This window comes from Rhodococcus sp. B50 (genome assembly GCF_013602415.1).
Lineage (GTDB): Bacteria > Actinomycetota > Actinomycetes > Mycobacteriales > Mycobacteriaceae > Rhodococcus.
The window spans coordinates 1,320,410-1,341,126 of record NZ_WPAG02000002.1; the positions used below are offsets into that span (position 1 = coordinate 1,320,410).

20 protein-coding genes and 1 pseudogene are annotated in these 20,717 nt (G+C 66.8%); 7 read left to right on the forward strand and 14 right to left on the reverse strand.

What is annotated here, in order from left to right; translation table 11 throughout:
- The first annotated feature begins 94 nt into the window (after positions 1–94).
- On the forward strand, positions 95–1,642 hold the full coding sequence (locus GON09_RS06420; protein ID WP_060654494.1) for a long-chain-fatty-acid--CoA ligase: 1,548 nt from the start codon (positions 95–97) through the stop codon (positions 1,640–1,642).
- A gap of 27 nt (positions 1,643–1,669) precedes the next feature.
- Here the strand turns inward: GON09_RS06420 and GON09_RS06425 are convergent, their stop codons facing one another.
- From GON09_RS06425 to GON09_RS06435, 4 genes are all read right to left on the reverse strand, one after another.
- Positions 1,670–2,347, reverse strand: coding sequence for a TetR/AcrR family transcriptional regulator (locus tag GON09_RS06425; protein WP_213934319.1), 678 nt, complete (start codon positions 2,345–2,347; stop codon positions 1,670–1,672).
- A 282-nt stretch (positions 2,348–2,629) separates the two neighbouring features.
- The gene (locus GON09_RS28975; protein ID WP_374195285.1) at positions 2,630–2,854 is read right to left on the reverse strand and encodes a hypothetical protein; all 225 of its coding nucleotides are present in this window, start codon (positions 2,852–2,854) and stop codon (positions 2,630–2,632) included.
- Positions 2,793–3,230: a transposase gene (locus tag GON09_RS06430; RefSeq protein WP_374195389.1), complete on the reverse strand. Its 438-nt coding sequence runs from the start codon at positions 3,228–3,230 to the stop codon at positions 2,793–2,795. The genes GON09_RS28975 and GON09_RS06430 overlap by 62 nt, the downstream gene beginning before the upstream one ends.
- 528 nt (positions 3,231–3,758) lie before the next feature.
- The gene (locus GON09_RS06435; protein ID WP_307854331.1) at positions 3,759–4,334 is read right to left on the reverse strand and encodes an acyl-CoA-like ligand-binding transcription factor; all 576 of its coding nucleotides are present in this window, start codon (positions 4,332–4,334) and stop codon (positions 3,759–3,761) included.
- Between the two features lie 440 nt (positions 4,335–4,774).
- On the opposite strand from GON09_RS06435, the gene GON09_RS06440 reads away from it, so the two are divergent.
- A complete protein-coding gene (locus GON09_RS06440; RefSeq protein ID WP_244865411.1) occupies positions 4,775–5,068 on the forward strand; it encodes a Zn-ribbon domain-containing OB-fold protein in 294 nt (97 codons plus the stop codon).
- Positions 5,069–5,482: 414 nt separating this feature from the next.
- On the opposite strand, the gene GON09_RS06445 is transcribed toward GON09_RS06440, so the two are convergent.
- Complete coding sequence (locus tag GON09_RS06445) at positions 5,483–5,713, reverse strand: hypothetical protein (protein ID WP_213931084.1); 231 nt, start codon at positions 5,711–5,713, stop codon at positions 5,483–5,485.
- A 268-nt stretch (positions 5,714–5,981) separates the two neighbouring features.
- On the opposite strand from GON09_RS06445, the gene GON09_RS06450 reads away from it, so the two are divergent.
- Complete coding sequence (locus tag GON09_RS06450) at positions 5,982–6,878, forward strand: alpha/beta fold hydrolase (RefSeq protein ID WP_060654488.1); 897 nt, start codon at positions 5,982–5,984, stop codon at positions 6,876–6,878.
- A gap of 491 nt (positions 6,879–7,369) precedes the next feature.
- Positions 7,370–8,437, forward strand: coding sequence for a YihY/virulence factor BrkB family protein (locus GON09_RS06455; RefSeq protein ID WP_244865412.1), 1,068 nt, complete (start codon positions 7,370–7,372; stop codon positions 8,435–8,437).
- Between the two features lie 209 nt (positions 8,438–8,646).
- On the opposite strand, the gene GON09_RS06460 is transcribed toward GON09_RS06455, so the two are convergent.
- From GON09_RS06460 to GON09_RS06475, 4 genes are all read right to left on the reverse strand, one after another.
- Positions 8,647–9,423 (reverse strand): VOC family protein, encoded by a 777-nt coding sequence (locus tag GON09_RS06460; RefSeq protein WP_213931085.1) that lies wholly within the window; start codon positions 9,421–9,423, stop codon positions 8,647–8,649.
- A gap of 526 nt (positions 9,424–9,949) precedes the next feature.
- Complete coding sequence (locus GON09_RS06465; RefSeq protein ID WP_213931086.1) at positions 9,950–11,188, reverse strand: vWA domain-containing protein; 1,239 nt, start codon at positions 11,186–11,188, stop codon at positions 9,950–9,952.
- Entirely contained in the window at positions 11,185–12,414 is a 1,230-nt protein-coding gene (locus tag GON09_RS06470) for an AAA family ATPase (RefSeq protein ID WP_213931087.1), read from the reverse strand. Before GON09_RS06470 ends, GON09_RS06465 begins: the two co-directional genes overlap by 4 nt.
- Positions 12,415–12,494: 80 nt before the next feature.
- A complete protein-coding gene (locus GON09_RS06475; RefSeq protein ID WP_374195286.1) occupies positions 12,495–13,868 on the reverse strand; it encodes a hypothetical protein in 1,374 nt (457 codons plus the stop codon).
- A gap of 139 nt (positions 13,869–14,007) precedes the next feature.
- Between GON09_RS06475 and GON09_RS28300 the strand changes: the two are divergent.
- Positions 14,008–14,370: pseudogene (locus tag GON09_RS28300) on the forward strand (helicase); the annotation flags it as partial.
- Between the two features lie 59 nt (positions 14,371–14,429).
- Here GON09_RS28300 and mshC read toward each other — a convergent pair.
- The 5 genes from mshC to GON09_RS06505 form a co-directional block, all read right to left on the reverse strand.
- Positions 14,430–15,671: a cysteine--1-D-myo-inosityl 2-amino-2-deoxy-alpha-D-glucopyranoside ligase gene (mshC, locus tag GON09_RS06485; protein WP_213931090.1), complete on the reverse strand. Its 1,242-nt coding sequence runs from the start codon at positions 15,669–15,671 to the stop codon at positions 14,430–14,432.
- Positions 15,672–15,746: 75 nt separating this feature from the next.
- Entirely contained in the window at positions 15,747–16,553 is an 807-nt protein-coding gene (locus tag GON09_RS06490) for an SCO1664 family protein (RefSeq protein ID WP_213931091.1), read from the reverse strand.
- Between the two features lie 4 nt (positions 16,554–16,557).
- Positions 16,558–17,148 carry a DUF3090 domain-containing protein gene (locus tag GON09_RS06495; protein ID WP_213931092.1) on the reverse strand — a complete coding sequence of 197 codons (591 nt, stop codon included), beginning with the start codon at positions 17,146–17,148 and terminating at the stop codon, positions 16,558–16,560.
- Positions 17,149–17,193: 45 nt separating this feature from the next.
- Complete coding sequence (locus GON09_RS06500) at positions 17,194–17,922, reverse strand: histidine phosphatase family protein (RefSeq protein WP_213931093.1); 729 nt, start codon at positions 17,920–17,922, stop codon at positions 17,194–17,196.
- Positions 17,923–17,958: 36 nt separating this feature from the next.
- Positions 17,959–18,804, reverse strand: a complete 846-nt coding sequence (locus tag GON09_RS06505; RefSeq protein ID WP_213934321.1) for an undecaprenyl-diphosphate phosphatase — start codon at positions 18,802–18,804, stop codon at positions 17,959–17,961.
- A 211-nt stretch (positions 18,805–19,015) separates the two neighbouring features.
- Between GON09_RS06505 and GON09_RS06510 the strand changes: the two genes are divergently transcribed.
- The gene (locus GON09_RS06510; RefSeq protein WP_059383563.1) at positions 19,016–19,954 is read left to right on the forward strand and encodes an aldo/keto reductase; all 939 of its coding nucleotides are present in this window, start codon (positions 19,016–19,018) and stop codon (positions 19,952–19,954) included.
- Positions 19,955–20,048: 94 nt separating this feature from the next.
- Positions 20,049–20,714, forward strand: coding sequence for a biliverdin-producing heme oxygenase (locus GON09_RS06515; RefSeq protein ID WP_213931094.1), 666 nt, complete (start codon positions 20,049–20,051; stop codon positions 20,712–20,714).
- Positions 20,715–20,717: the final 3 nt, after the last annotated feature.

Below are 20,717 nucleotides of genomic sequence, written 5' to 3' on the forward strand. Positions count from 1 at the left end.
GGCTACCAGATCGATCAACGCGGGGCATTCCCCGAAGCCTGCCCCGTCCCCAAACCGCCACGATGACCGAGAAGAATCGAGAGGACACCATCCGATGACTTACCGTCTCGCCGACGAACCCCGTCGGCACGCACTCGAGCGTCCCGATGTCCTGGCTCTGACCGGTCGTGGAATGTCGTTGACCTACCGTGAACTCGACCGCCGCACCAACCGTCTGGCCAATGTCCTCCGTGAGCGGGGCATCGGCCCGCAGTCTCGCGTCGCTGTGCTGGACAAGAGTTCTCCGCAGGTGATCGAGGTGCTGTTCGCGGCCGCCAAGATCGGCGCCGTCACCGTTCCCGCCAACTGGCGGTTGGCCGCACCCGAACTCGCCGAGGTTCTCAGCGATGCCGGCGCCGAAATTCTCTTTTTCCATAGTGCTTTCGAAGACACAGTGTCATACCTTCGGGCGCACGCCCCCGCCCTGAGCCATACTATCCGCATCGACGGAGACGGCGATGATGACTACGAAACCCTCCTGGCTGCCGCGGACGCTACCGATCCCGGATGGACCGGCGACGCCGACGACATCGTGCTCCAGCTCTACACCTCCGGCACCACCGCCAGACCGAAAGGCGTGCTCAGCTCCAACCGAAATCTCGGCGCCTGCACCCAGTCGGGCGGCCCGTGGGGATTCGATTCCTCCTCGGTGAGTCTGTGCGCCATGCCGCTCTTCCACATCGGCGGACTCGGCTGGGTGCTTGTCGGCATCGCCAACGGTGCCCACAACATCATCGTCACGGAATTCACCCCACAGTCCCTACTCGACGAACTCGAACATCACCGCATCACCAACACTTTCCTGGTGCCTTCGGTGATCGGCATGCTCGTCGAGGTCCCTGGCGCCGCCGAACGGAACTTCACCGCGCTGCGCTCGATCGCCTACGGCTCTTCTCCGATCACCCCGGCGCTGCTCAAACGCGCCCTGGCCACCTTCGATCGGCCACTGTTCCAGGTATACGGACTGACCGAAACCCACGGCGCCATCACTCAACTCGACGCGACCGACCACACCACCGAGGGCGACCGGACCCACCTATTGCGTTCGGTCGGCAAGCCCTATCCCTGGGTGGAACTGAAGATCGTCCAGCCCCACTCGACCGATCCTGCAGAAACTGGCGAGGTCGGCGAAATCTGCGTGCGGTCCCCCCAAAACACCGTCGGCTACTTCCACCGGCCGGAGGAGACATCGAACGCCATCGACGCGGAAGGCTGGTTCCATACCGGCGACGTCGGAAGATTCGACCAGGACGGATACCTCTACATCACCGACCGGATCAAGGACTTGATCATCAGCGGCGGCGAGAACGTCTATCCGATCGAGGTCGAATCGGTCATTGCCGAGTACCCCGGCGTCTCCCAGGTCGCCGTAATAGGTGTCCCCGACCCGATGTGGGGCGAGGCAGTCAAGGCAGTGGTTGTAACCACACCCGGACAGTCGATCGATGCCCGTGAACTATCGGCCTTCGCCCGCGAGCGCCTGGCCGGCTACAAGTGCCCCAAGACGATTGACGTCGTGCAATCCCTACCGCTGGGGGCGACCGGCAAGATCCTCAAGCGGGAACTGCGGGAGCAGTACGCGCAGCAACTGTCGACGCCGTAGCCACCCGCACCGCCGAGCCGCAAAAGGTCAGGCACGTGCTGAATGTGCCTTCCGCGGCTTAGCGGCTGCGGAGACAAACCCGACGGTCGTCAAGGCAATCTCCACATACTTGCGCGCCACGAGCTCAGGGGTCAGCTTTCCCTCGGCGTGATACCAGCGCGGGATCGACTGACACATCGCCAACACCGCACGGGTCGACTCCGCAGGATCCGATGTGTAGAATAGACCCCGCCGGTTGCCGTCCTCGATGATCTCGAGAACAAGGTCTTCGATCCCCTTCCGGACAACCCGGTAGCGCAATCGAATGTCCGGGCTGAGATACCTGACCTCACCCTCGAGAGCCGCCAGCCGCGCGCGGGTGGTCATACGCAGGACGATCGCCTCGATGACGTTGGACAACCGTTGCACCGGGTCATCCCCGCCGTCCGCGCTGGCCGAATGAGCACGAGCCAACACGTCGCTAGTGGAGTATTCGAGGAGAGCCAGCAGAATGCCCTCCTTGTTTCCATGGTGGTAATACAAGGACGGGATTGTCACCCCCACCCGTTGGGCGATATCTCGCACCGAGGTTCCGTGAAACCCGTTCTCGTAGAACGCGTCGAGTGCATGCGTCAAAATCGGCGACAGTTCCGGCGGGTCCATGCGCCGCCACCCGAGATTGCCGACGACGGGCGACCCTGTCGCATTCTTCGCAGAACGAGCCATCAGCACGCCCCTAACTATCGATAACTACAACGGTCGGATCTCAGTCTAGGACCTCCGGTACACGCAAATCCATCGTGACCGCGTTCGACGTCCCGTTGAGCTTGACATTCAATCTGCATGACTGGCTCCTGCGCTTCGGTTCTGGAGTGCTTTCCCACGTGGTGGTTCGGTGCGGGGCGGGCATTCTTCGACTGCCGGGGACAATCGTTGCGAGGTGAGCGTTCTCCCACGGACGGCGTAGATCCTCAGGCAGAGCCGAGCGAGCTGAGGCTAGGGCGTGTTTCAAAAGGTCTCTGCCTCATAGCCACTGACGATCGCGGCGATCTGGACGGTGGCCAGATACCGCACCGCGAGTTTGTCGTAGCGGGTCGCCACCGCCCGGAACTGCTCGAGTTGGTTGATGCCGAATTCGACCGCGTGCCGCTGTCCCCGTGCTGACCGGCGGTCAACAGCAACGCGAGCGGGCGCCGATGCTGCTCGCACGCCAGATGCAACTTCGTCGTCCACCCACCCCGCGAGCGACCCATTGCGTGGGCGCGATCACGACGCCACCAGGTGGTTCGACTTGCTCGTGCCCGTGGTGACCGGCGCCGGCCGCGTGCTGATGCGCCCGCATGATCGTCGAGTCGACGCTGACGTGCCAGGCGATCCCGCCGACGGCGTCGGCCATCGTCTGCAACCGGGTCAGCACCTGTGCCCAGGTTCCGTCACCCTGCCAGCGACGGAACAACCCGTACACCGTTTGCCAGGGGCCGTAGCGGTCCGGCACATCCCGCCCCGGGGCGCCGACGCGGATGCGCCAGCGGATACCGTCGATGAGCTGACGTTTCGGCCACTTCGGTGGACGGCCGGTCTTCTTGACGCCGGGCAGCAGCGGAGCCAGACGCGCCCACTACGCGTCGGTGAGGTCCGCTCGCCCCGCTACCGCTACGCTGGGCACGAGGTCTCCGAGATATCCAGGTTTGCTTGGTCGCTAAACCCAGATACCGGAGGCCTCACTCATTCGACGACTGCGACACTCCTTCTGACGGAACGCGGTTCAAAATCACTCTTGAAACATGCCCTAGATGCGCGACAAGCACAAGCCACGTCCACCGCCGACGATGCACACGACCAGCGCGCTCATCTAATTGTGGGAGCCAGACAGTGCCGCAATCAATCCGACGGGAAGCCTGCGCCGCCCACCGGTTGCTGGGCGAGGATGTCCCGCATCGGGTCGACGAGCGCGGTCATCGGTTGATTCCCGGCGAACCATCGCACCGGTGCGGCATCGTCTCGGTGGGTACGAACGCAGAGCTGACGAACAGCAGGAAGATCGGCGCCTGAATTGGCTGTCCTGTAGGGACCGGGCGACCGATGAGCAGCCTCCCGACCGACGCCGATGTCGACACCGATCGCACACCTGCCTCATCTATTGTTCATCGATCCACTTCTGCAGATTCCGCCCCAGCGATACCAGCGACGTGTCGAGCACGGACAGCAGATCGCCGCCGAACGCGGGAACCTCCACACTGTCGCGCAGAGCAGCAAGCACAGCGCCCTGCACCGCACCCCCGATACTGGCCGGCACCACCGCCGTCGGACGAACACCGATACGGGACGCAACGAACCTCGCCACGACCTCGGCCCACGCCAACCACCGTTGCGCACCCTCGGCCTGCAACTCCGGCGAGGTATCCAGGATCCGAAACTGGGCCCTCCACAGACCCTCGTCGTCGAGTCGGGGCACCACCGAATCGAACACCCCGGCCCGGATCGCCTCCATCACCGGCACATCATCATCGACCGTGTCCAACGCGGATTGCAGATCGCGGGTGCCCTCCTCGAAAGGAGACCACACCAGCGCCGCCTTGTTGGGGAAGTACCGGAAGAAGGTGGTCCTGCTGATCCCCGCGGCCGCAACGATATCCATGATCGACGTCTCGGTATAGCCCCGTTCGAGGAACAACTCGAACGCAGCCGCCTCGACCTGTGCGCGAGAAGACACCTGCGGACGTCCGCGCCTGCCGACGACCATCCTGTTCCCCCTTTTTTCTACCCAACTCTTGATTTTAGGTACCGAGTACCGTAAACATAGACGAGAAGCGCCGCGACCGACAATGCGACCTCCCATCCGATGCCACGACCCGTCATCCCCCCTGTAGGCGGATCGTGGATCCCGGGTCGACGACTCGACCCCGCCCGGATGCCCTGCCTCCTCCATCCCCCCTGCAGGCAGGGCATCCGGGCCTCCCACCCCGGCAGGCGCAGGGTGTCAGCTGTCCTACCCGCTCGATCGAAAGCCCCGCCATGGTCCACCGACACCGATCGCCGCTACCGCGTACCGGCGGCCACCTTCCCGCACTGCCTCCGTCCCGTGGTCACGCCCACAAGCCGACCATCCGGTTCGGAAAGCTCGTCATCTGGAAATGCCGAGGCTGCGCCACGGTGCTGGCACCGTCGACGACCACCTGCCACGGGTGCGGCTCCGACATTCTCGAGCCGATCGATTCGGCCGGCGCGGGGGTGATCGTCTCGTGCCGGGTCGTCGACGGCGCCCCCGACCCCCTGCGGGGTACACCCTGTCCGTCGGTCCTGGCCATCATCGAACTCGACGAGGGCCCCTGGGTCTATTCCTGGATCGACGGTGAGATTCCGTTCCGGCCCGATTGCCCGGTGCGGGTGTCGTACCGATCCACGCAGCCAGGCCAGCGTTTCCCGAGCTTCGAACTACGCGACTGACGACACAGTCCGCTCCCGCTCGATCGGAAGAACAGCGCCGGTATACCAGCACCCGAGACCGACGCCGACAGGTCCTCCGCGTCCCCATCGACACCGTGAACGCTACGCAGGCGGCATGGCGGAACGAGAACCGAAAAGCTCGAGTAAGCAGGAGAACCCCGGAATTCGTTGAATCTGGACGGACCGGATCCGGCCGTCCCCTTTCACCCGTGTTCGTTGTTACCGAGCAGAACGCCCCTGCCCGGTAATTCCGCGTCAGCTCGCAACACTGCACAGCCGCCCAGTTTCGCTCCGCGTCCAAAGACGCGGCACTTTGCAGCGGTCGATCCGACCGCCGATGAGCACAGCAGAAACGGACTGCAATAATCCGAAAGGCACTGCCGCAGAAGACCTCGGACAATCAGTCTGCAGCTTTCATTTCGACACGGCGACGCCGCACGTGAGCGACAGCAAGATCTTCAGGTTGGCGGCCACGAAGCCGGCACCGCTCACCCGGGACGCCTCGAGATAGGTGTCGCCGAGCGCAAACATCGACGATAACTGCATGCGGGTCGCGAACGGCAACATGAGCGTCACGTATACCAAGATGATCACCGCCACACGGAGTGGCATCGAGACGAGCACGTCGACGACGACCCGCAGCATCGGATATCTCGTGCCGTCACGAAGCATCGACGAGCAGCACGGCAACAACTCGCCACGGCTGTCGCGGCGAACATGGCAGCTACGGGGGTGTCCCCCCCGACTCCATGCGCGCCCTCGGGCCGAATCCAAGGTGCATGCATCATCGTCTTTCACCAATCGGACGACGTCACATACGTCCGCTCACCGAGTCCCAAGGTGAATCATTGTTCACCCCGTGGTAGACCAAGAAGACAAAGACTCGACTCGATACTCGTTGATGAGGAACTCTATGAATCCCGTAGTCACACAATGCGAATTTCGCGGCAACGGCCTGACCCTGGCCGCCGACCGATGGGACCCCCCGACCGACGCGCCCCGCGGAGCGGGCGACATGAGCAAGGGCGTGGTGCTGTTACTCCACGGCGGCGGGCAGACCCGCCACTCCTGGCGCCACACCGGAGCCCGCCTCGCCGCCGACGGCTGGACCACCCTCGCCCTCGACGCACGCGGCCACGGCGACAGCCACTGGGCCCCCGACGGCAACTACGGCATCGACGCCCTCGTCGCCGACCTGACCTGCGTCATCGACGCCCTCGGTGAGAAACCGGTCCTCGTCGGCGCTTCCATGGGCGGAATGACCTCGCTGATCGGGCAGGGCGAAAATCCCGACCTCGCACGCGCGGTGGTGCTGGTCGATATCGCCCCCAAGGTCGAAACCGCCGGCACCGCGCAGATCGGTGCATTCATGCGCAGCGGCCTCGACGGATTCGTCAGTCTCGACGACGCGGCCGCCGCGATCGCCGCCTACACCCCCAATCGGGTCCGCACCCCCAACCCCGACGGGCTGCGCAAGAATCTTCGCCTGCGGGAGGGTCGCTGGTACTGGCATTGGGATCCGGCGTTCCTGCGCGCCGGCGACGAACCCACCCGCCAAACCGACGCGATCGTGCAATACCAGCGTGCCCGGGCCGCCGCGGCCGCGATCACCGTGCCGACGATGCTCGTGCGTGGTGCGCAATCGAATGTGGTCAGCGCAGATGGTGTCAAGGAACTTCTCGAACTGATCCCGCACGCCAGCGTCATCGATGTCGCCGGGGCCGGCCACATGGTCGCCGGCGACGACAACGACGTGTTCAGCGGCGGGTTGAAGAACTTCCTCGACGACCACGTCGCCACACGAGACTGAGCAAACCTTTCGAGATCCACCGAACGTACCGATGTTGCTCGGTGCGGAGGGGCTTCCACTCGGACCATCGTCACACCGATGCGCGCACCCTCCCTCAACGCCCATCGCGGTAGCGCGCCGACGTCCCCACCGGTTCGACGTGCTTGGGACTGATGTAGGAACAGGTGACGTTGATGATGGAAGGGCCTTCGTCGTCGATCACGTGAGTCAAGAAGCTCGTTATCGCTGCCGAAATGCAGAACGACCAGTTCCAGGAGTCGGCCTTTCGGATCAGATCGAGTCGGAATTCTCGCGCGGGATGGTCGTCACCGAGGGCGGCTGCACGAGAATCGACATCGGGGCAGGAGCCCAGCCCAGCGGAGACACTGCTTCACACCGACCACCGGTGCACTCCCGGTGCCGGAGGTCGAACACGTCTACGGAGCGGAACCCTGGGTCGGCGGAGAATGAAACCGGACGCAGGTGGCGCGGCGAAGAATCAGGTACACGCAATGAGCCAGCCGAACGGAATAAGCCGCGCAGAGACCGTGGTGCGCCGCATCGACCGTTTCCAGCAACGGCACGCCGTGCTCGGACTGCCGTTCGCCGTCGTCCAGAAGTTCGGCAACGACCAGGCCGGCGGCAAAGCCACCATCATCGCCTTCTACGGACTGTTCGCGGTGTTCCCTCTGCTGCTGTTGTTCTCGACGATCCTCGGGTTCGTCCTCGGCAGCCATCCCGACCTCGAGCAACAAATGATCAACTCCGCGCTTGCCGACTTTCCAATCCTCGGCACCCAACTGCGCAGCTCCACCCATCCGCTGCGTGGCAACGGCGTCGCCCTCGTCCTCGGGATACTCGGTGCCTTGTACGGGGCGCAGGGCATCGGGCAGGCCGCACAAAACGCCATGAACACCGTGTGGAACGTACCGTTCAAGGACTGGCCCGGATTCGTCGGCCGCCGGGTCCGCGGATTGACGATCCTGGTGCTGCTCGGCGTCGGGATCCTGGTCTCGACCACCCTGATCGGATTCGCCTCCCGCTTCGGTCCCCTCTCGGGCGCCTGGGCCACGGCCGCCGGCGCGGTGGTCAACTTCGCGGTCTTCCTGGTCAGTTTCACCGTCCTGACGTCGAAAACGGTGCGGGTACGCGATGTCGCTGTGGGCGCGGTCATCGCCACCGTGTTCTGGGAGATCCTGCAACGCATCGGTGACTGGTTCGTCCGCTACACCCTTGCCCACACCACCGATGTGTACGGCTTCTTCGCGATCGTCCTGGGCTTGTTGTCGTGGCTGTATCTCGGTGCCCGCCTCACCCTGCTCGCCGCCGAGATCAACGTCGTCCTGCGTTACCGCCTCTGGCCCCGTTCGTTGACCCAGCCCCCGTTCACCCCACAGGACAAGACCGCCATGACAATGCTGGCGAAGATGGAAGAACGCCGCCCCGAGGAAACCGTCGAGGTCGCCTTCAGCGCGGAGGCCGACCGCCAACCGCTCGACGCCCCTGTCCCACGCCCACGGCCGGACCCGGCCGAACGCACCGACCCGAACTCCCCGTCAGTGTCTGACGACACCGACTGAAGACGCGACGCTCCCTACGCGTCCTCACCGCTCCGCCCCCGCACCACCGCTGGACCCTCAGCCGATCCCACACCCAGCCACACGCGCCACGAACAAGGAACTTCCCGTGAACGGCCGCCCGTGCCGGCAGGCCCCCACTCGGACTCGGGGACCGTCACCACCTCGACAGGGCGTCCGAGCACACACCAGCTGTGAGCCGACGGACGCCCCTACCCCTGCACACCCAACAGCGGGGAACCCACCGTGAACTTCGCACCGAACGGATCGGTAACCTCCGCGGTCCGCCCGTACGGCATGTCCGTCGGATCGTCCGCGATACCCCCGCCGGCCCGAGCCGCGGCGACCGCCACGTCGGCATCGACGACCTGGAAGAGCGTGCCCCACGAGGACGCCGAGGCGGTCGGGTCACCCACGATGCCACCGACCTCGTGCCCATCCGGTCTGCGCAGAAAAGTGAAGTCCACGCCGGGCAGGTCGTCGTTCCCGTCCAGGGTGAAGTCGAACACCGCCGCGTAGAACTCCCGCGCCGGGCCAGGATTCGGGGTCACCAAGTCGTTGCGTAACAAGGTGTTCGGCTCGTTCACCAGCTCGCAACCGACGTGTGCCCACCCCTGCCACAAGCCGAACTGCGCACCGGACGGATCCCGCACCATCGCCAGCCGACCCTGGTCGGCGATGTCCATCGGCCCCATCAGCAACGTGCCACCCGCGTCTGTGGACCGAGCGACGGTCGCGTCGAGATCGTCGGTCGCCAGATAGACGTTCCACCAGAACTTGCCGGCACTCTCGTCGGGATTCGGCATCAACGCGGCGACCTTCTTGCCGCCGAGCAGACACATCGTGTACCTGCCGTACTCCTCGGAACCGACATCGAACTCCCAACCGAAAACCGACCCGTAGAAGGCCATCGCCCGGTCCAGATCCGGAATGCCCAGGTCGATCCAGGTGGGAGTGCCGAGTGGTTGATTCCTCGTGACCACGCTCATCGCTACTCCTCCCTCTGGCGGATATCCACTCGACGCTAACCCCCGGCACCGACATTCGACGGCAGAGCCACCAGATTCGCTGTCGCGCTCCGCGAACCAGCGACACCCCCGTTCCGGTCCGCGTTTCTCCACAAGCGCACCACTGGATGGCACCCTGCGTTCATGACCGCTGCCGGCCGTTCGCGACTGTCTGGGACGTCGAAGCCAACGAATCGCAGATCGTTGCCCGGCCACGGTTCGGCAGACAGATCCGCGGCCTCATCCTCCAGGGCGTCCCACAGGTCCTGGCGAGCGAGCAGGTTCTCTGTACCGAGCACCATGAAGTCGGTGGGCTCGCGCACGGTGCCGGTGCGCTCACCGCTGCCTGCGAACACCGCGATGCACCCACTCCGAACCGGATCGCCTGGTTCGAGGTCGCGTCGGCGGGGTAACAGGTCCCCTCGGGTGGAAAGATCGAAACGGCCCCCACCGTTGCTGCTGAACCACCACGGTCCCCGCTGTGCCATGGCTGCGGTGTCGATGCCGCTCAGGTGCGCGAGGTGCGGATCTCCACCACATGCGCCCATTCGGGCGGCCTGTCCGGAACGAAGTCGGGGTTCGATTCGCTGCGGGCCACAACGCGGGGGAATAGGCCGACGACCGTTCGGCAGCCCGGACGGCTGCTGGGCCAGGGTGTCTGCCCGTCGGTGAGGACAACCACCACATCGGGACGGAGCCGCCCGCGCAACGCCCTGTCGAACCCGGCGCGCAGATCCGTGCCACCGCCACCGACCAGAGGAATGTCCTCGGCCTTGCACAGCGGGTGCACAATCCGCGCGGCCGCGTCGCAGGACAGCACCGTGACCAGGTCACGACGTCCGCCGACAGCCCGACCGATCGCAGCGACCTCGATCAGTGCGCTTCCCAGGTCCGCATCGCTCACCGAACCCGACGTGTCGACGATGACACTGACCCGCGGTGGGGTCCGCCGCAGACTCGGCAGTACCGCTCCGGGCACAGCCGCGGAGCGTCGCGCAGGCCTACGGTACGTGTAGTCGTCGCCGGCGCCGGACGCGGAAGTGGCCGAGCGGATCGCCGCGCCCAACAGGGTTCGCCACGGCTGCGGCGGGTGCAGAGCCTCCTCCGCCCACCGCCGCCACCCGCGAGGTGCACTGCCCGGCTGCCCCATGATGCTGTGCGCCACCCGGAAACGCACAGCGTCCCGTTGCTCGTCGCTGAGGGCGTTCGCCCCCTCCGGTCCCCACTCCCACTCCCTGCTCAGACCGTCGGCACCGCTGCCGCAGTCGAGCCAGGCCAGCCTGTCGGTGCACGGACCGAGGCCGAACTGCTGCAGATAGTCCTCCATGAGCCGACCGGCGGGCAACTGCAGGGTCGACGGCAGAACGGCGTCGTCGGGTAGTGGCAATCCGTCACCGAATGCATCGTCGTTGATCTCCGCATCGGCGGCGATGTTCATGCGTAGTCGATCGGCGCGACCGGCCAGGTCGTGCGCGCGGGCGTAACGGTCGCTGCGCCCGTGGTGGTCGCGCAGCAGATGCGAGACTTCGTGAACAAGGATCGACGCCAGCTCCTCGATCGGCCGCTGGGCGACGAAGACGGGTGAGATGTAGCAGCGCCAGTGCCGGTCGACACCGATGGTCGGTACGCGCGGCGACGCGACGATGTGCAGCGCGTACAAGGCCGTCGCGAGATAAGGCCGGACGCGAACGGCATACAACCGTGCGGCGTAGATCTTGTCCGCGTCGAATACCGGTGACGTCGTCATCGGCCGGCCTGCGCAGCGGCGTCGTCCGCTGACCGAGCGACCGAGACGACACCGGCAAGTTCGTCGATCGATGCGGGCACCTCCCAGTCGTCGCGGCGCAGGGTGGCCAGTGTGGTCGCCGGAACGACCACGAGATCGGGCGGCCCGGATTCTGCGGCGGTGACCAGGAGGGTCCACGCCGCGTCCCAGCGCGACTTCCCCGGCTGTCGGCGGACCGCGGCGACGACCGCATCGAGAACGGCCTGGCGCAGATCGCCGCGCTCGGGGAGGTCGGCAGCCGCCGGGTCGGCGAGCAGCGCCTCCGGATCCGGAAGGTCCATACGCTCGATGGCTGCCAGTAGCTCGAAACCGGGTCCGTCGCCGACACTCCCCCGGACCAACAAGGACAACACGTCCTTCGACGACGAGGTGGCGGTCGCGAACGCGATCAGCCGCACGGTCATGTCCCAGCTCCGCGGCGACGGCCAGGCACTGCCGCGTCGGGTCTGGCTGCTGGGGAGTTGATGCACAAGGGCGGGTCGCGCGCTGAGCAGCTCACAGACCGCGCGGCGGGCGAACGTCACCGCATCGGAGAACTTCTCCGGGTCGAGGCGCGGCAGTGTCGCGCGCGGCCAGGTCCCGCCGAGACCTCGGACGACCACGTCGTGGTCGTAGGTCCAGTGCAGGTGAACGAATCGGTTCGCCAACGGTGGACTCAGTTCCCAGCCGTCCGCTGCCGACGACGGCGGGTTGGCGGCAGCCACGATGCGGACACCGGGTGGGAGTTGCAGTGCCCCGATTCGTCTTTCGAGGACGAGACGGAGGAGGGCCGCCTGCACGGCAGGCGGAGCCGTCGACAGTTCGTCCAGGAACAGCAGTCCCCGCCCGGCCTGCACGAGTCGGACGGCCCAGTCGGGTGGTGCCATCGGGACGCCGTGAGTTGCGGGGTCGTCTCCGAGAACCGGAAGACCCGAGAAGTCCGACGGCTCATGCACACTCGCGATGACAGTGGTCAGTGGTAGGTCGACAGCCTCGGCGAGTTGGGTCAGGGCGGCGGTCTTGCCGATTCCCGGTTCACCCCACAGCAGTACCGGTAGATCGGCGGCGACCGCCAGGGTCAGGGCTTCGAGTCGGTCGTTGGGGCGAGGCTCGGTGGTCACCGCGCCGAGCATCGTCAACAGTGCTGCGGCACTGTCGAGTTCGTTGTTCAGAGAACGGCCGGGAAGGAGTGTGGAAGACATGTGCATCACCTGGGATGTCAGAAGGGACAGCAGGACACGACCGGTTGGTCAGGCTGCGGACAGTGAGTTTCGGTGAGGTAGGAGGTTCAGCGTGATCGGGTGCGGCGCGACCGTCCGAGTGTACGGGGTCGCGCTGGGGGCGGTGGTTCCACTGGTTCGGCAATGTACCGCTCGTAGGTGCTGCGGCGGTCCACGGATGCCCTGAGTTCGTCCAGCAGAGGGCCGTCGCGGAAGACCGCGTCGGGTCCGAGGAGCCCTTCGACGATTGCCAGCGCCCCGGCGGCATCTCCGTGGTCCAAGCGTTCACGAACGCCCGGCAGACAGTCCGGACGGCGATGCACCTGGTCGATGACGTGAAGGCACGACAATGGGGTGCCGCCCAGTTGGGCGAGCAATTTCTCGCGTCGAATCTCGGCGGGATCATGGTCGAGCGCGGTCAGTACGCCGTCGACCAGTCCGAGCCGGTGCCGTCCACCACAGCAGTCGACCAGGTGAATCCGGTTCTCCTTCTTCTGCATCCGGGGTGTTTTCGACGGTGGTCGGCCCGGATCCAAGGCGGCGGCAACCAGCGGGTGCAGTCGGTCGGCGGTAATTGCTCCGGACCGAATCAACTCCAGGTCGGGCGGCACCCAGGTCGCGGCATAGGGCAGCACCGGGAGCGCGGCGAGCCGGCCGCGCGGGTAGTCGTCCACAATCCGTAACGCGGCAGAGTCCGGACCGAAGGTCACCATCTCCACCACCACGTCGCACCGGCGCCCGCATCGCACCCGTACGGGACCGTCGCGCTGACCGTGTGCGCGGAGCAGGATGTCGCATTCGGCCGCCCAGCAGTCGACGGCGCAGTTCTCCGGAATCACTGCGGCCCAGTCGGGTTCGAGGAGGCACCCGTCTGGCACCTGCCCTGTCCCACCGCGTGTCCGCAGCTCGCCGGACCTGCGCGCGTCCCACAGGTGACGGTGGAGGTCGAATCGGAACCGTCTGTTGGGGCGCGGATGCGGATGGTTCGTGGAATCCGAGCCGTCCCACAACGCCAGCACGATCCGCTGTCCGGCGTCCGCCCAGGTCGGAGCGGTGCAGACCACCAGATGCACGGAACCTGTTCCACTGCCACGTTTCACAGGTTCAATGTCCCCGTATCGGGCCAACGTGATGGTCAGCCCGGGGCGCAGAAGTCCGTCGGGGGCCACGCGTGGCAGGTGCCAGCGCAGCAGGTCGGGTGCGAGGTGACGGAGGTCGTCCGAGACCTGCGAGGCGACGTCGACGCCGTATGCGTCGGCCACTACGGACAGATCGATGTCGACATCGAATCCGGCTGCGGCACAGGCACCGCGCCAGTCACCTGCAAGACGCAGGTCGGTTGAGGACTCGATCATGGACTCCGGCACGGCGAACTCGCGCACGCGCAGCCAGAAGGACAGTCGGGGGTCGATCCTGTTCGCGGTCGGAGGGTGCATCAGCACTCACCGTGCACGAACTGGGCCCCCAATCTTTGATCAGAGAAGGTTGTCATCGGCGCAATCGTAGCGTGTTGCGGCGATTGCGGCCAGTGCACGTACTCCCCCGTGCGTGCTATCGGTAGTACGGGCGACCATATTCGCGCACAAGGCGCACCGTGGCCTCTACGACCGGCAGTTGCAGCGGGAGAGGCAGAAGATTCTCGGGTTCATCGACGACCTCGACAGCAACCGCCTCACGATCCTGCGGTCGCTGACACTGCTGCAGCAGATGAGTCTCGATTCGGCGCTGATCGACGCCGCGCACGGCACAGTCGACTCCGCGAAGATCGATGCGCTGCTCGAACAGCTCGACGCTGCCGGAATCGACTACCCGTATCTGGACGGCAGGACCCGTGATCGTGGAAAAGTACTCGAGGACTTCAAGTCCGGGGCGGCGCCGGTGTTTCTCATCAGCCTCGAGTCCGGCGGGTTCGGCGTGAATCCGGTGGAAGCGGACTACTGTTGGCGTAACCGCCCCGTGCGTGGTTGTGGTAACGCCTGCTACCACAACCACGCACGGGCGCGTCAGCGCAACGGCACACCGAGCAGTGCGTCGACGGCGTCCGCGAACAGGCCTGGCGCCGCAGCGTCGTCACCACCGCGCTCGACGGCGAACTTCGCCCACCCGTCGAGGGCATCGAGGGCCTTCGGGGTGTCGAGGTCGTCGGCGAGATGCTGACGCAGGCGCGCGATCGTGTCCTCGACCGACGACGCGGACGACAACGCCGCCGCCTCGCGCCACAGCGCCAGTCGTGCCTGCGCTGTGGAGAGCACCTCATCCGTCCACGGCCGGTCGACACGATAGTGGCCGGACAGCAGACCGAGGCGGATCGCGGCCGGATCGACGCCTTCGCCGCGCAGCTTGGAGACGAACACCAGGTTGCCGCGCGATTTCGACATCTTCTCGCCGTCGAGGCCGATCATGCCCGTGTGCACGTAGTGCCGGGCGAAACGCCGGTCGCCGGTCACGGCTTCGGCATGCGCGGCGGAGTACTCGTGGTGCGGGAAGATCAGGTCGCTGCCACCGCCCTGCACGTCGAAACCCGAGCCGATGCGGTTGAGGGCGATGGCCGCGCACTCGATGTGCCAGCCGGGGCGTCCGTCACCGAAAGGCGACGGCCAGGCGGGTTCGCCGGGACGCTGCGCGCGCCACAACAGGGCGTCGAGCGGGTCGCGCTTGCCGGGACGCTCCGGGTCGCCGCCGCGCTCGGCGAAGAACTGCATCATCGTGTCGTGGTCGTAGCCGGACTCGTAGCCGAACTGCTCGGTGGCATCGGTCCGGAAGTAGACGTCGGGGTACTCGGCATCGTCGACGATGTACGCCGCACCGGAGGCGACGAGCTTCTCGACGAGCTCGACGACCTCGTTCACCGACTCGACCGCGCCGATGTAGTCGCGGGGGGGCAGTACCCGCAGCGCCTCCATATCCTCACGGAACAGGGCGGTCTCGCGCATGCCGAGGACGACCCAGTCCTCACCGTCGCGCTCGGCGCGTTCGAACAGCGGGTCGTCGACGTCGGTGACGTTCTGCACATAGTGCACGTCGAGGCCCGCGTCGCGCCAGATGCGGTTGACCAGATCGAAGGTCAGGTAGGTGGCGGCGTGGCCGAGGTGCGTGGCGTCGTAGGGGGTGATGCCACACACGTACATCGTCGCGGTGCCGCCCGGGGTGACCGGACGCACCGCTCGGTCCGCGGTGTCGAACAACCGCAGCGGAGGCCCCTGGCCGGGGACGGACGGGATCGCGACGTCGGACCAAGATTGCATGACTACGAGCCTAATGGAGTCGCGGGAGCGCTCCGCGCGGGCACCCGGGCGTACGGCAGGCGAACGGCCGAGGCCTCAGAAGGCGGGCCAGGGAATGCGCCGGTCGCCGCGCGGATGCGGCATCACGGGATGCTCGAGCAGGCGGGTGATCCGGCGCTGCAACGCCCGGACCTCGGCGCCGGTGATGTGCTCGTGCAACTCCTCGGCGAACCCGCCGTCGAACCGGCGCAGCAGCTTGTCGAGATCGGCGAGCAGGACCGGATCGACCACCTCGCCGCTCCATCCCCACAGCACGGTGCGCAGCTTGTCGTCCTGGTGCAGGCAGATGCCGTGATCGACGCCGTAGACGTGGCCGTCGAGACCTTCGAGGACGTGACCGCCCTTGCGGTCGGCGTTGTTGAGGACGACGTCGAGCACCGCCATGCGCTGCAGCCGCGGATCGTCGGCGTGCACGAGCACCACCTCGTCGCCGTCCAGATCCCGAGCGCGCAGGATCGGCAGCCAACCCTTCACCACCGCTCCGGCCGGGCACAGATCCACCAGATCCAGTCGTTCCGTGGCGCCCTGCGCCGAGTCGACCGTGTCGATCCAACGCTGCACCATGCCGGGCCCGTACGGCCCGTCGCGCAGCACCGTGAGCGGAACGACGTCCCAGCCGAGCGCCTCGGAGATCACGTACGAGGCGACCTCGCGTCCGGCGAGGGTACCGTCGGGGAAATCCCACAGCGGCCGCTCCCCTCGGACGGGTTTGTAGACGCACCGCACGACGGTGTCGCCGTGCTGCGCGTCGCACACGAGGGTGGCGTTGCTCGCGTGCACGATCTGCCCGACGACGGTGAGGTCGCCGTCGGTCAGCACGGTCCGCACGTCCGGCGTCGTCACGTGGTCAGCTTTCTTCCTCGCCGAACCACGAGGCCGGATCGAATCCGGGGGTGCGCAGATAGCCGTTGGTGCGGATGCAGATGTGCCCGTCGGCGCCGATCGGTTCGCCGCACAGCGGGCACGGGGTGCGACCGGCAGAGACGACGAGTTCGGAGCGGGCCGCGAACTCGCGGGCCTGCACCGGGGTGAGGAACACCCGCACGGCGTCGGGGCCTTCCTCGGTGTCGTCGAGCACCACCGATTCGTCGAGTTCGGTGTCGGTGACCGCGAGCAGTTCGACCACCACCGAGCCGGCATCGGCGTCCCAGCCCAGACCCATCGTGCCGACGCGGAACTCCGCTTCGATCGGTGTCACCAGCGGGCTGACGTCGACTGCGGGGTCGTCGGGGATCACGGTGCCGAACCGGCGCTGCACCTCTTCGAGGAGCAGGCCCATCCGGTCCGCCAGGATCTGCACCTGCTGCTTCTCCAGAAGCACGCTCACGACACGGGACTCGTGCACGGCCTGCAGATAGAACACCCGGTCGCCCGGTTCACCGACGGTGCCGGCGATGAACCGATCCGGGGTTCGAAACACGTGTATTGCGCGGGCCATCACACCTCCTCGAGTCCCCACACTCTGCCATGACGGTCACTGCCATTATCCGCGCGCCGTCTCCTGTCGGTGCCCCTGAGGTGGGTCGCCGGGTTCCTCGACCGCGCCGGGGACTTCCCCACCGGGCACGGACTTGGGTTCGGACGGGCCGGCGAGCCCGGACAGGTCCGAACCGGTGTCGTTCACGCGCAGCACGAACGGCCGGGTGTCGGTGTACCGGACGATGCTGATCGACGCCGGTTCGGCGACGATCCGCTGGAACGCGTCGAGGTGGGTCGCGAGCGCGTCGGCGAGGATCGACTTGATGACGTCGCCGTGACTGCACGCGATCCACACGACGTCCTTGCCGTGCGTCTCGCGCAGGCGCCGGTCGTGCTCGCGGATCGCGGCGACCGCCCGGGACTGCACCTGCGCGAGCCCTTCGCCGTCCGGGAAGACCGCCGCGGACGCGTGCTGCTGCACGACCGCCCACAGCGGTTCCTTCACCAGTTCCTTCAGTTCACGTCCGGTCCACTGCCCGTAGTCGACCTCGGCGAGTCGTTCGTCGACGACCGGTTCGAGTCCGCGATCGGTCGCGAGCGGCTGCACCGTCTGCCGGCAGCGCAGCAGGGGCGACCGCACGATCTCGGTGATCTCGAGCCCGGCGAAGCGGGTGACGAGATTCTTCGCCTGGACGTGGCCGACCTCGTCGAGTTCGACACCGGGCGATCGACCTGCCAACACGTGCGAGGTGTTCGCGGTCGAGCGTCCGTGCCGCAGCAGGATGACCGTCATGCGCCCAGCCTAGAGGCACTGCCTGCCGGCAGCCGGTCAGGTGGCGGAGACCACGCCCGTGGCGAGCAGCGCCAGCACGACCGCACCGAGGATCACCCGGTAACCGACGAACCAGTACATCGAGTGGTTGACGACGAAGCGCAGCAACCACGCGATCGCCGCGTAGCCGACGGCGAACGCGATCAGGGTCGCGACGAGCAGCTGCGCCCCCGAGGCGTTGAGTCCCTCGCCGGCCGGTTCGAAGGCGTCGGGCAGGCTGAACAGACCGGAGGCGACGACAGCGGGGATGGCGAGCAGGAACGAGTACCGGGCCGCGGCCTCGCGGGTGAGCCCGAGGAACAGGCCCGCGGAGATGGTTCCGCCGGAGCGGGACACGCCGGGGATCAGGGCCAGCGCCTGCGCCGAGCCCATGATCAGACCGTCCTTGAGCGTGAGTTCACTCACGTCGCGCCGCTGCTTGCCGAAGTACTCGGCGGCGGCGATGACGATCGAGAACACGATGAGCATCGTCGCCACGAGCCACAGATTGCGAGCGACGGTGCGGATGTCGTCCTTGAACAGCACACCGAGGATGCCGATCGGGATGGTGCCGAGGATGACGTACCAACCCATCTTGTAGTCGTGGTCGGCACGGTGCTCGCGATGGAACAGACCACGGAACCAGGCCTTCAGGATCCGCCCGATGTCGCCGGCGAAGAAGACCAGCACGGCCGCCTCGGTGCCCAGCTGAGTGACCGCGGTGAAGGACGCGCCGGCGTCCTCACCGAAGAAGATCTCCGAGACGATCCGCATGTGGCCGGACGAGGAGATCGGCAGGAACTCTGTGAGCCCCTGCACGATGCCGAGCACGATCGTCTGCAGCCAGGTCATGGATTCGCCGATCATGCGGCGACTCCCGGCACGGAGGCTGCGGTGGGGACGGGTCGACGGTCTCGGATGCAGGGAGCAATTCTCACTCGGCGAAGGGTACGTGGTGCCCGATCGGTCGGCGCGCCGGACGCTGCGCGGCGGGTCGCGCGCATTAGGGTGCAGTACCGGGGTCGTGGCCGAGCGCGGCGACGTCCCGTCGTGTCGGGAGGAAACGCGGACGGTTATGGAATACAGGACAGTCGGTGCGAGCGGCCTGCGGGTTTCACGGCTCGGCCTGGGCACCTTGACATGGGGTCGCGGAACGGACGGCGACGAGGCTGCGGCCCAGCTGTCGGCCTTCGTCGATGTGGGAGGCACGCTCGTCGACACCTCCCCCGCCTACGGAGACGGGGTCGCGCAGCGGATCCTCGCCGAACTGCTCGACGACGTGGTGCCCCGCGACCAGCTCGTGCTCTCGGGCAGCTCCGGCATCGACACCACCACCCTCGGTTCCGGCCGGGTGGACTGCTCCCGATCGGGGCTGCTCAACCAGCTCGACGCGACCCTTCGTGAACTCGGCACCGACCACCTCGACGTGTGGCAGGTCGCGACGTGGGATCCGCACACACCCGTCGACGAGGTGATGGACGCCCTCGAGTTCGCGGTGACCAGCGGACGTGTGCGCTACGTCGGGGTGCGCGGCTATCTCGGCTGGCAACTCGCCACCGCGGCAGCCGCGGCTCGGCGCCCGGCTCCGCTGATCAGCACGCAGGTCGAGTACTCCCTCCTCGCTCGCGGCGTCGAGGAGGAACTGATCCCCGCCGCCGCGCATCACGGAGTGGGCGTCTTCGCAGCGGTCCCGCTCGCAGGCGGTGTGCTCACCGGTAAGTACCGGTCGGGTGTGCCGGCGGATTCGCGGGGCGCCGACGACGTGCACACCGAGGAGGTGCGCCGCTATCTCACCGAATCCGCGGTGCGGGTGGTCGACGCGGTGGCCACGGCCGCCGACGGACTCGGCACATCGCCGCTCGCGGTGGCCCTGGCGTGGGTGCGCGACCGGCCGCACGTAGCGTCGACGCTCGTGGGCGCACGGGATCTCGCACAGCTGACCGGAGTGCTGGTCGCGGAGGAGTTGGCGTTGCCGCCGGCGATCGCCGCGGCGCTCGACGACGTGAGCGCGTGATCTCGGCGACACTGCCCGCACCCCGCTCCGATCCCGAAGGTTAGGCTAGCCTGCCGAGTACATTCGGTACAGGCAACATGAGGGAGGTCGGTCGATGGCCACGACCGAAGTCGTCGGATTCGCCGAACGCATCCGGCTCGAGACCCAGCAGGCGCACAGCGACACCGAGAACTCCGTGTTCGTCTCGGAACTCCTCGGGGGCACGCTGTCGACCGACGCCCACGCCGCGCTCATCGCGCAGACCTGGTTCGTCTACGACAGCCTCGAACGGATCGGCCGCAACTATGCCGACGACCCGATCGCCGGCCCCTTCCTCAGCGACGAACTGCTCCGCACCGCCGCGCTCGAAGCCGATCTCGACTTCCTCATCGGCTCCGACTGGCGCGACCGCATCGCGCCGCTGCCCGCAACCGTCGCCTACGTCGACCGGCTCGAGCAGGTCGCGGCGGTGTCCCCGGAAGCCTTCCTCGCGCACCACTACCTGCGATATCTCGGCGACCTGTCCGGTGGTCAGATCATCCGCCGCATGCTCGGACGCGCGTACGGCTACGAGCGCGACGGGCTTCGCTTCTACATCTTCGACGAGATCCCGAAGATCAAACCGTTCAAGGACACCTACCGCGCGAAGCTCGACGCCGCCCCGCTCGACGGCGACCAGCAGCAGGCCGTGATCGACGAGGCGAACCTGGTGTACGGGCTCAACGGTGCCCTGTTCGCCGACCTCGCGCGCGACATCGACCGCTACCGGGTGCGTGCCTGAGCG

Coding starts and splice junctions, on each gene's coding strand:
- GON09_RS06420 (WP_060654494.1), top strand. CDS start 95: ATGACTTACCGTCTCGCCGACGAACCCCGTCGGCACGCACTCGAGCGT.
- GON09_RS06445 (WP_213931084.1), bottom strand. CDS start 5,713: ATGCTGCGGGTCGTCGTCGACGTGCTCGTCTCGATGCCACTCCGTGTG.
- GON09_RS06470 (WP_213931087.1), bottom strand. CDS start 12,414: ATGCACATGTCTTCCACACTCCTTCCCGGCCGTTCTCTGAACAACGAA.
- GON09_RS06500 (WP_213931093.1), bottom strand. CDS start 17,922: ATGACGGTCATCCTGCTGCGGCACGGACGCTCGACCGCGAACACCTCG.
- GON09_RS06495 (WP_213931092.1), bottom strand. CDS start 17,148: ATGGCCCGCGCAATACACGTGTTTCGAACCCCGGATCGGTTCATCGCC.
- GON09_RS06465 (WP_213931086.1), bottom strand. CDS start 11,188: ATGACGACGTCACCGGTATTCGACGCGGACAAGATCTACGCCGCACGG.
- GON09_RS06455 (WP_244865412.1), top strand. CDS start 7,370: ATGAGCCAGCCGAACGGAATAAGCCGCGCAGAGACCGTGGTGCGCCGC.
- GON09_RS06510 (WP_059383563.1), top strand. CDS start 19,016: ATGGAATACAGGACAGTCGGTGCGAGCGGCCTGCGGGTTTCACGGCTC.
- GON09_RS06515 (WP_213931094.1), top strand. CDS start 20,049: ATGGCCACGACCGAAGTCGTCGGATTCGCCGAACGCATCCGGCTCGAG.
- GON09_RS06460 (WP_213931085.1), bottom strand. CDS start 9,423: ATGAGCGTGGTCACGAGGAATCAACCACTCGGCACTCCCACCTGGATC.
- mshC (WP_213931090.1), bottom strand. CDS start 15,671: ATGCAATCTTGGTCCGACGTCGCGATCCCGTCCGTCCCCGGCCAGGGG.
- GON09_RS06425 (WP_213934319.1), bottom strand. CDS start 2,347: ATGGCTCGTTCTGCGAAGAATGCGACAGGGTCGCCCGTCGTCGGCAAT.
- GON09_RS06450 (WP_060654488.1), top strand. CDS start 5,982: ATGAATCCCGTAGTCACACAATGCGAATTTCGCGGCAACGGCCTGACC.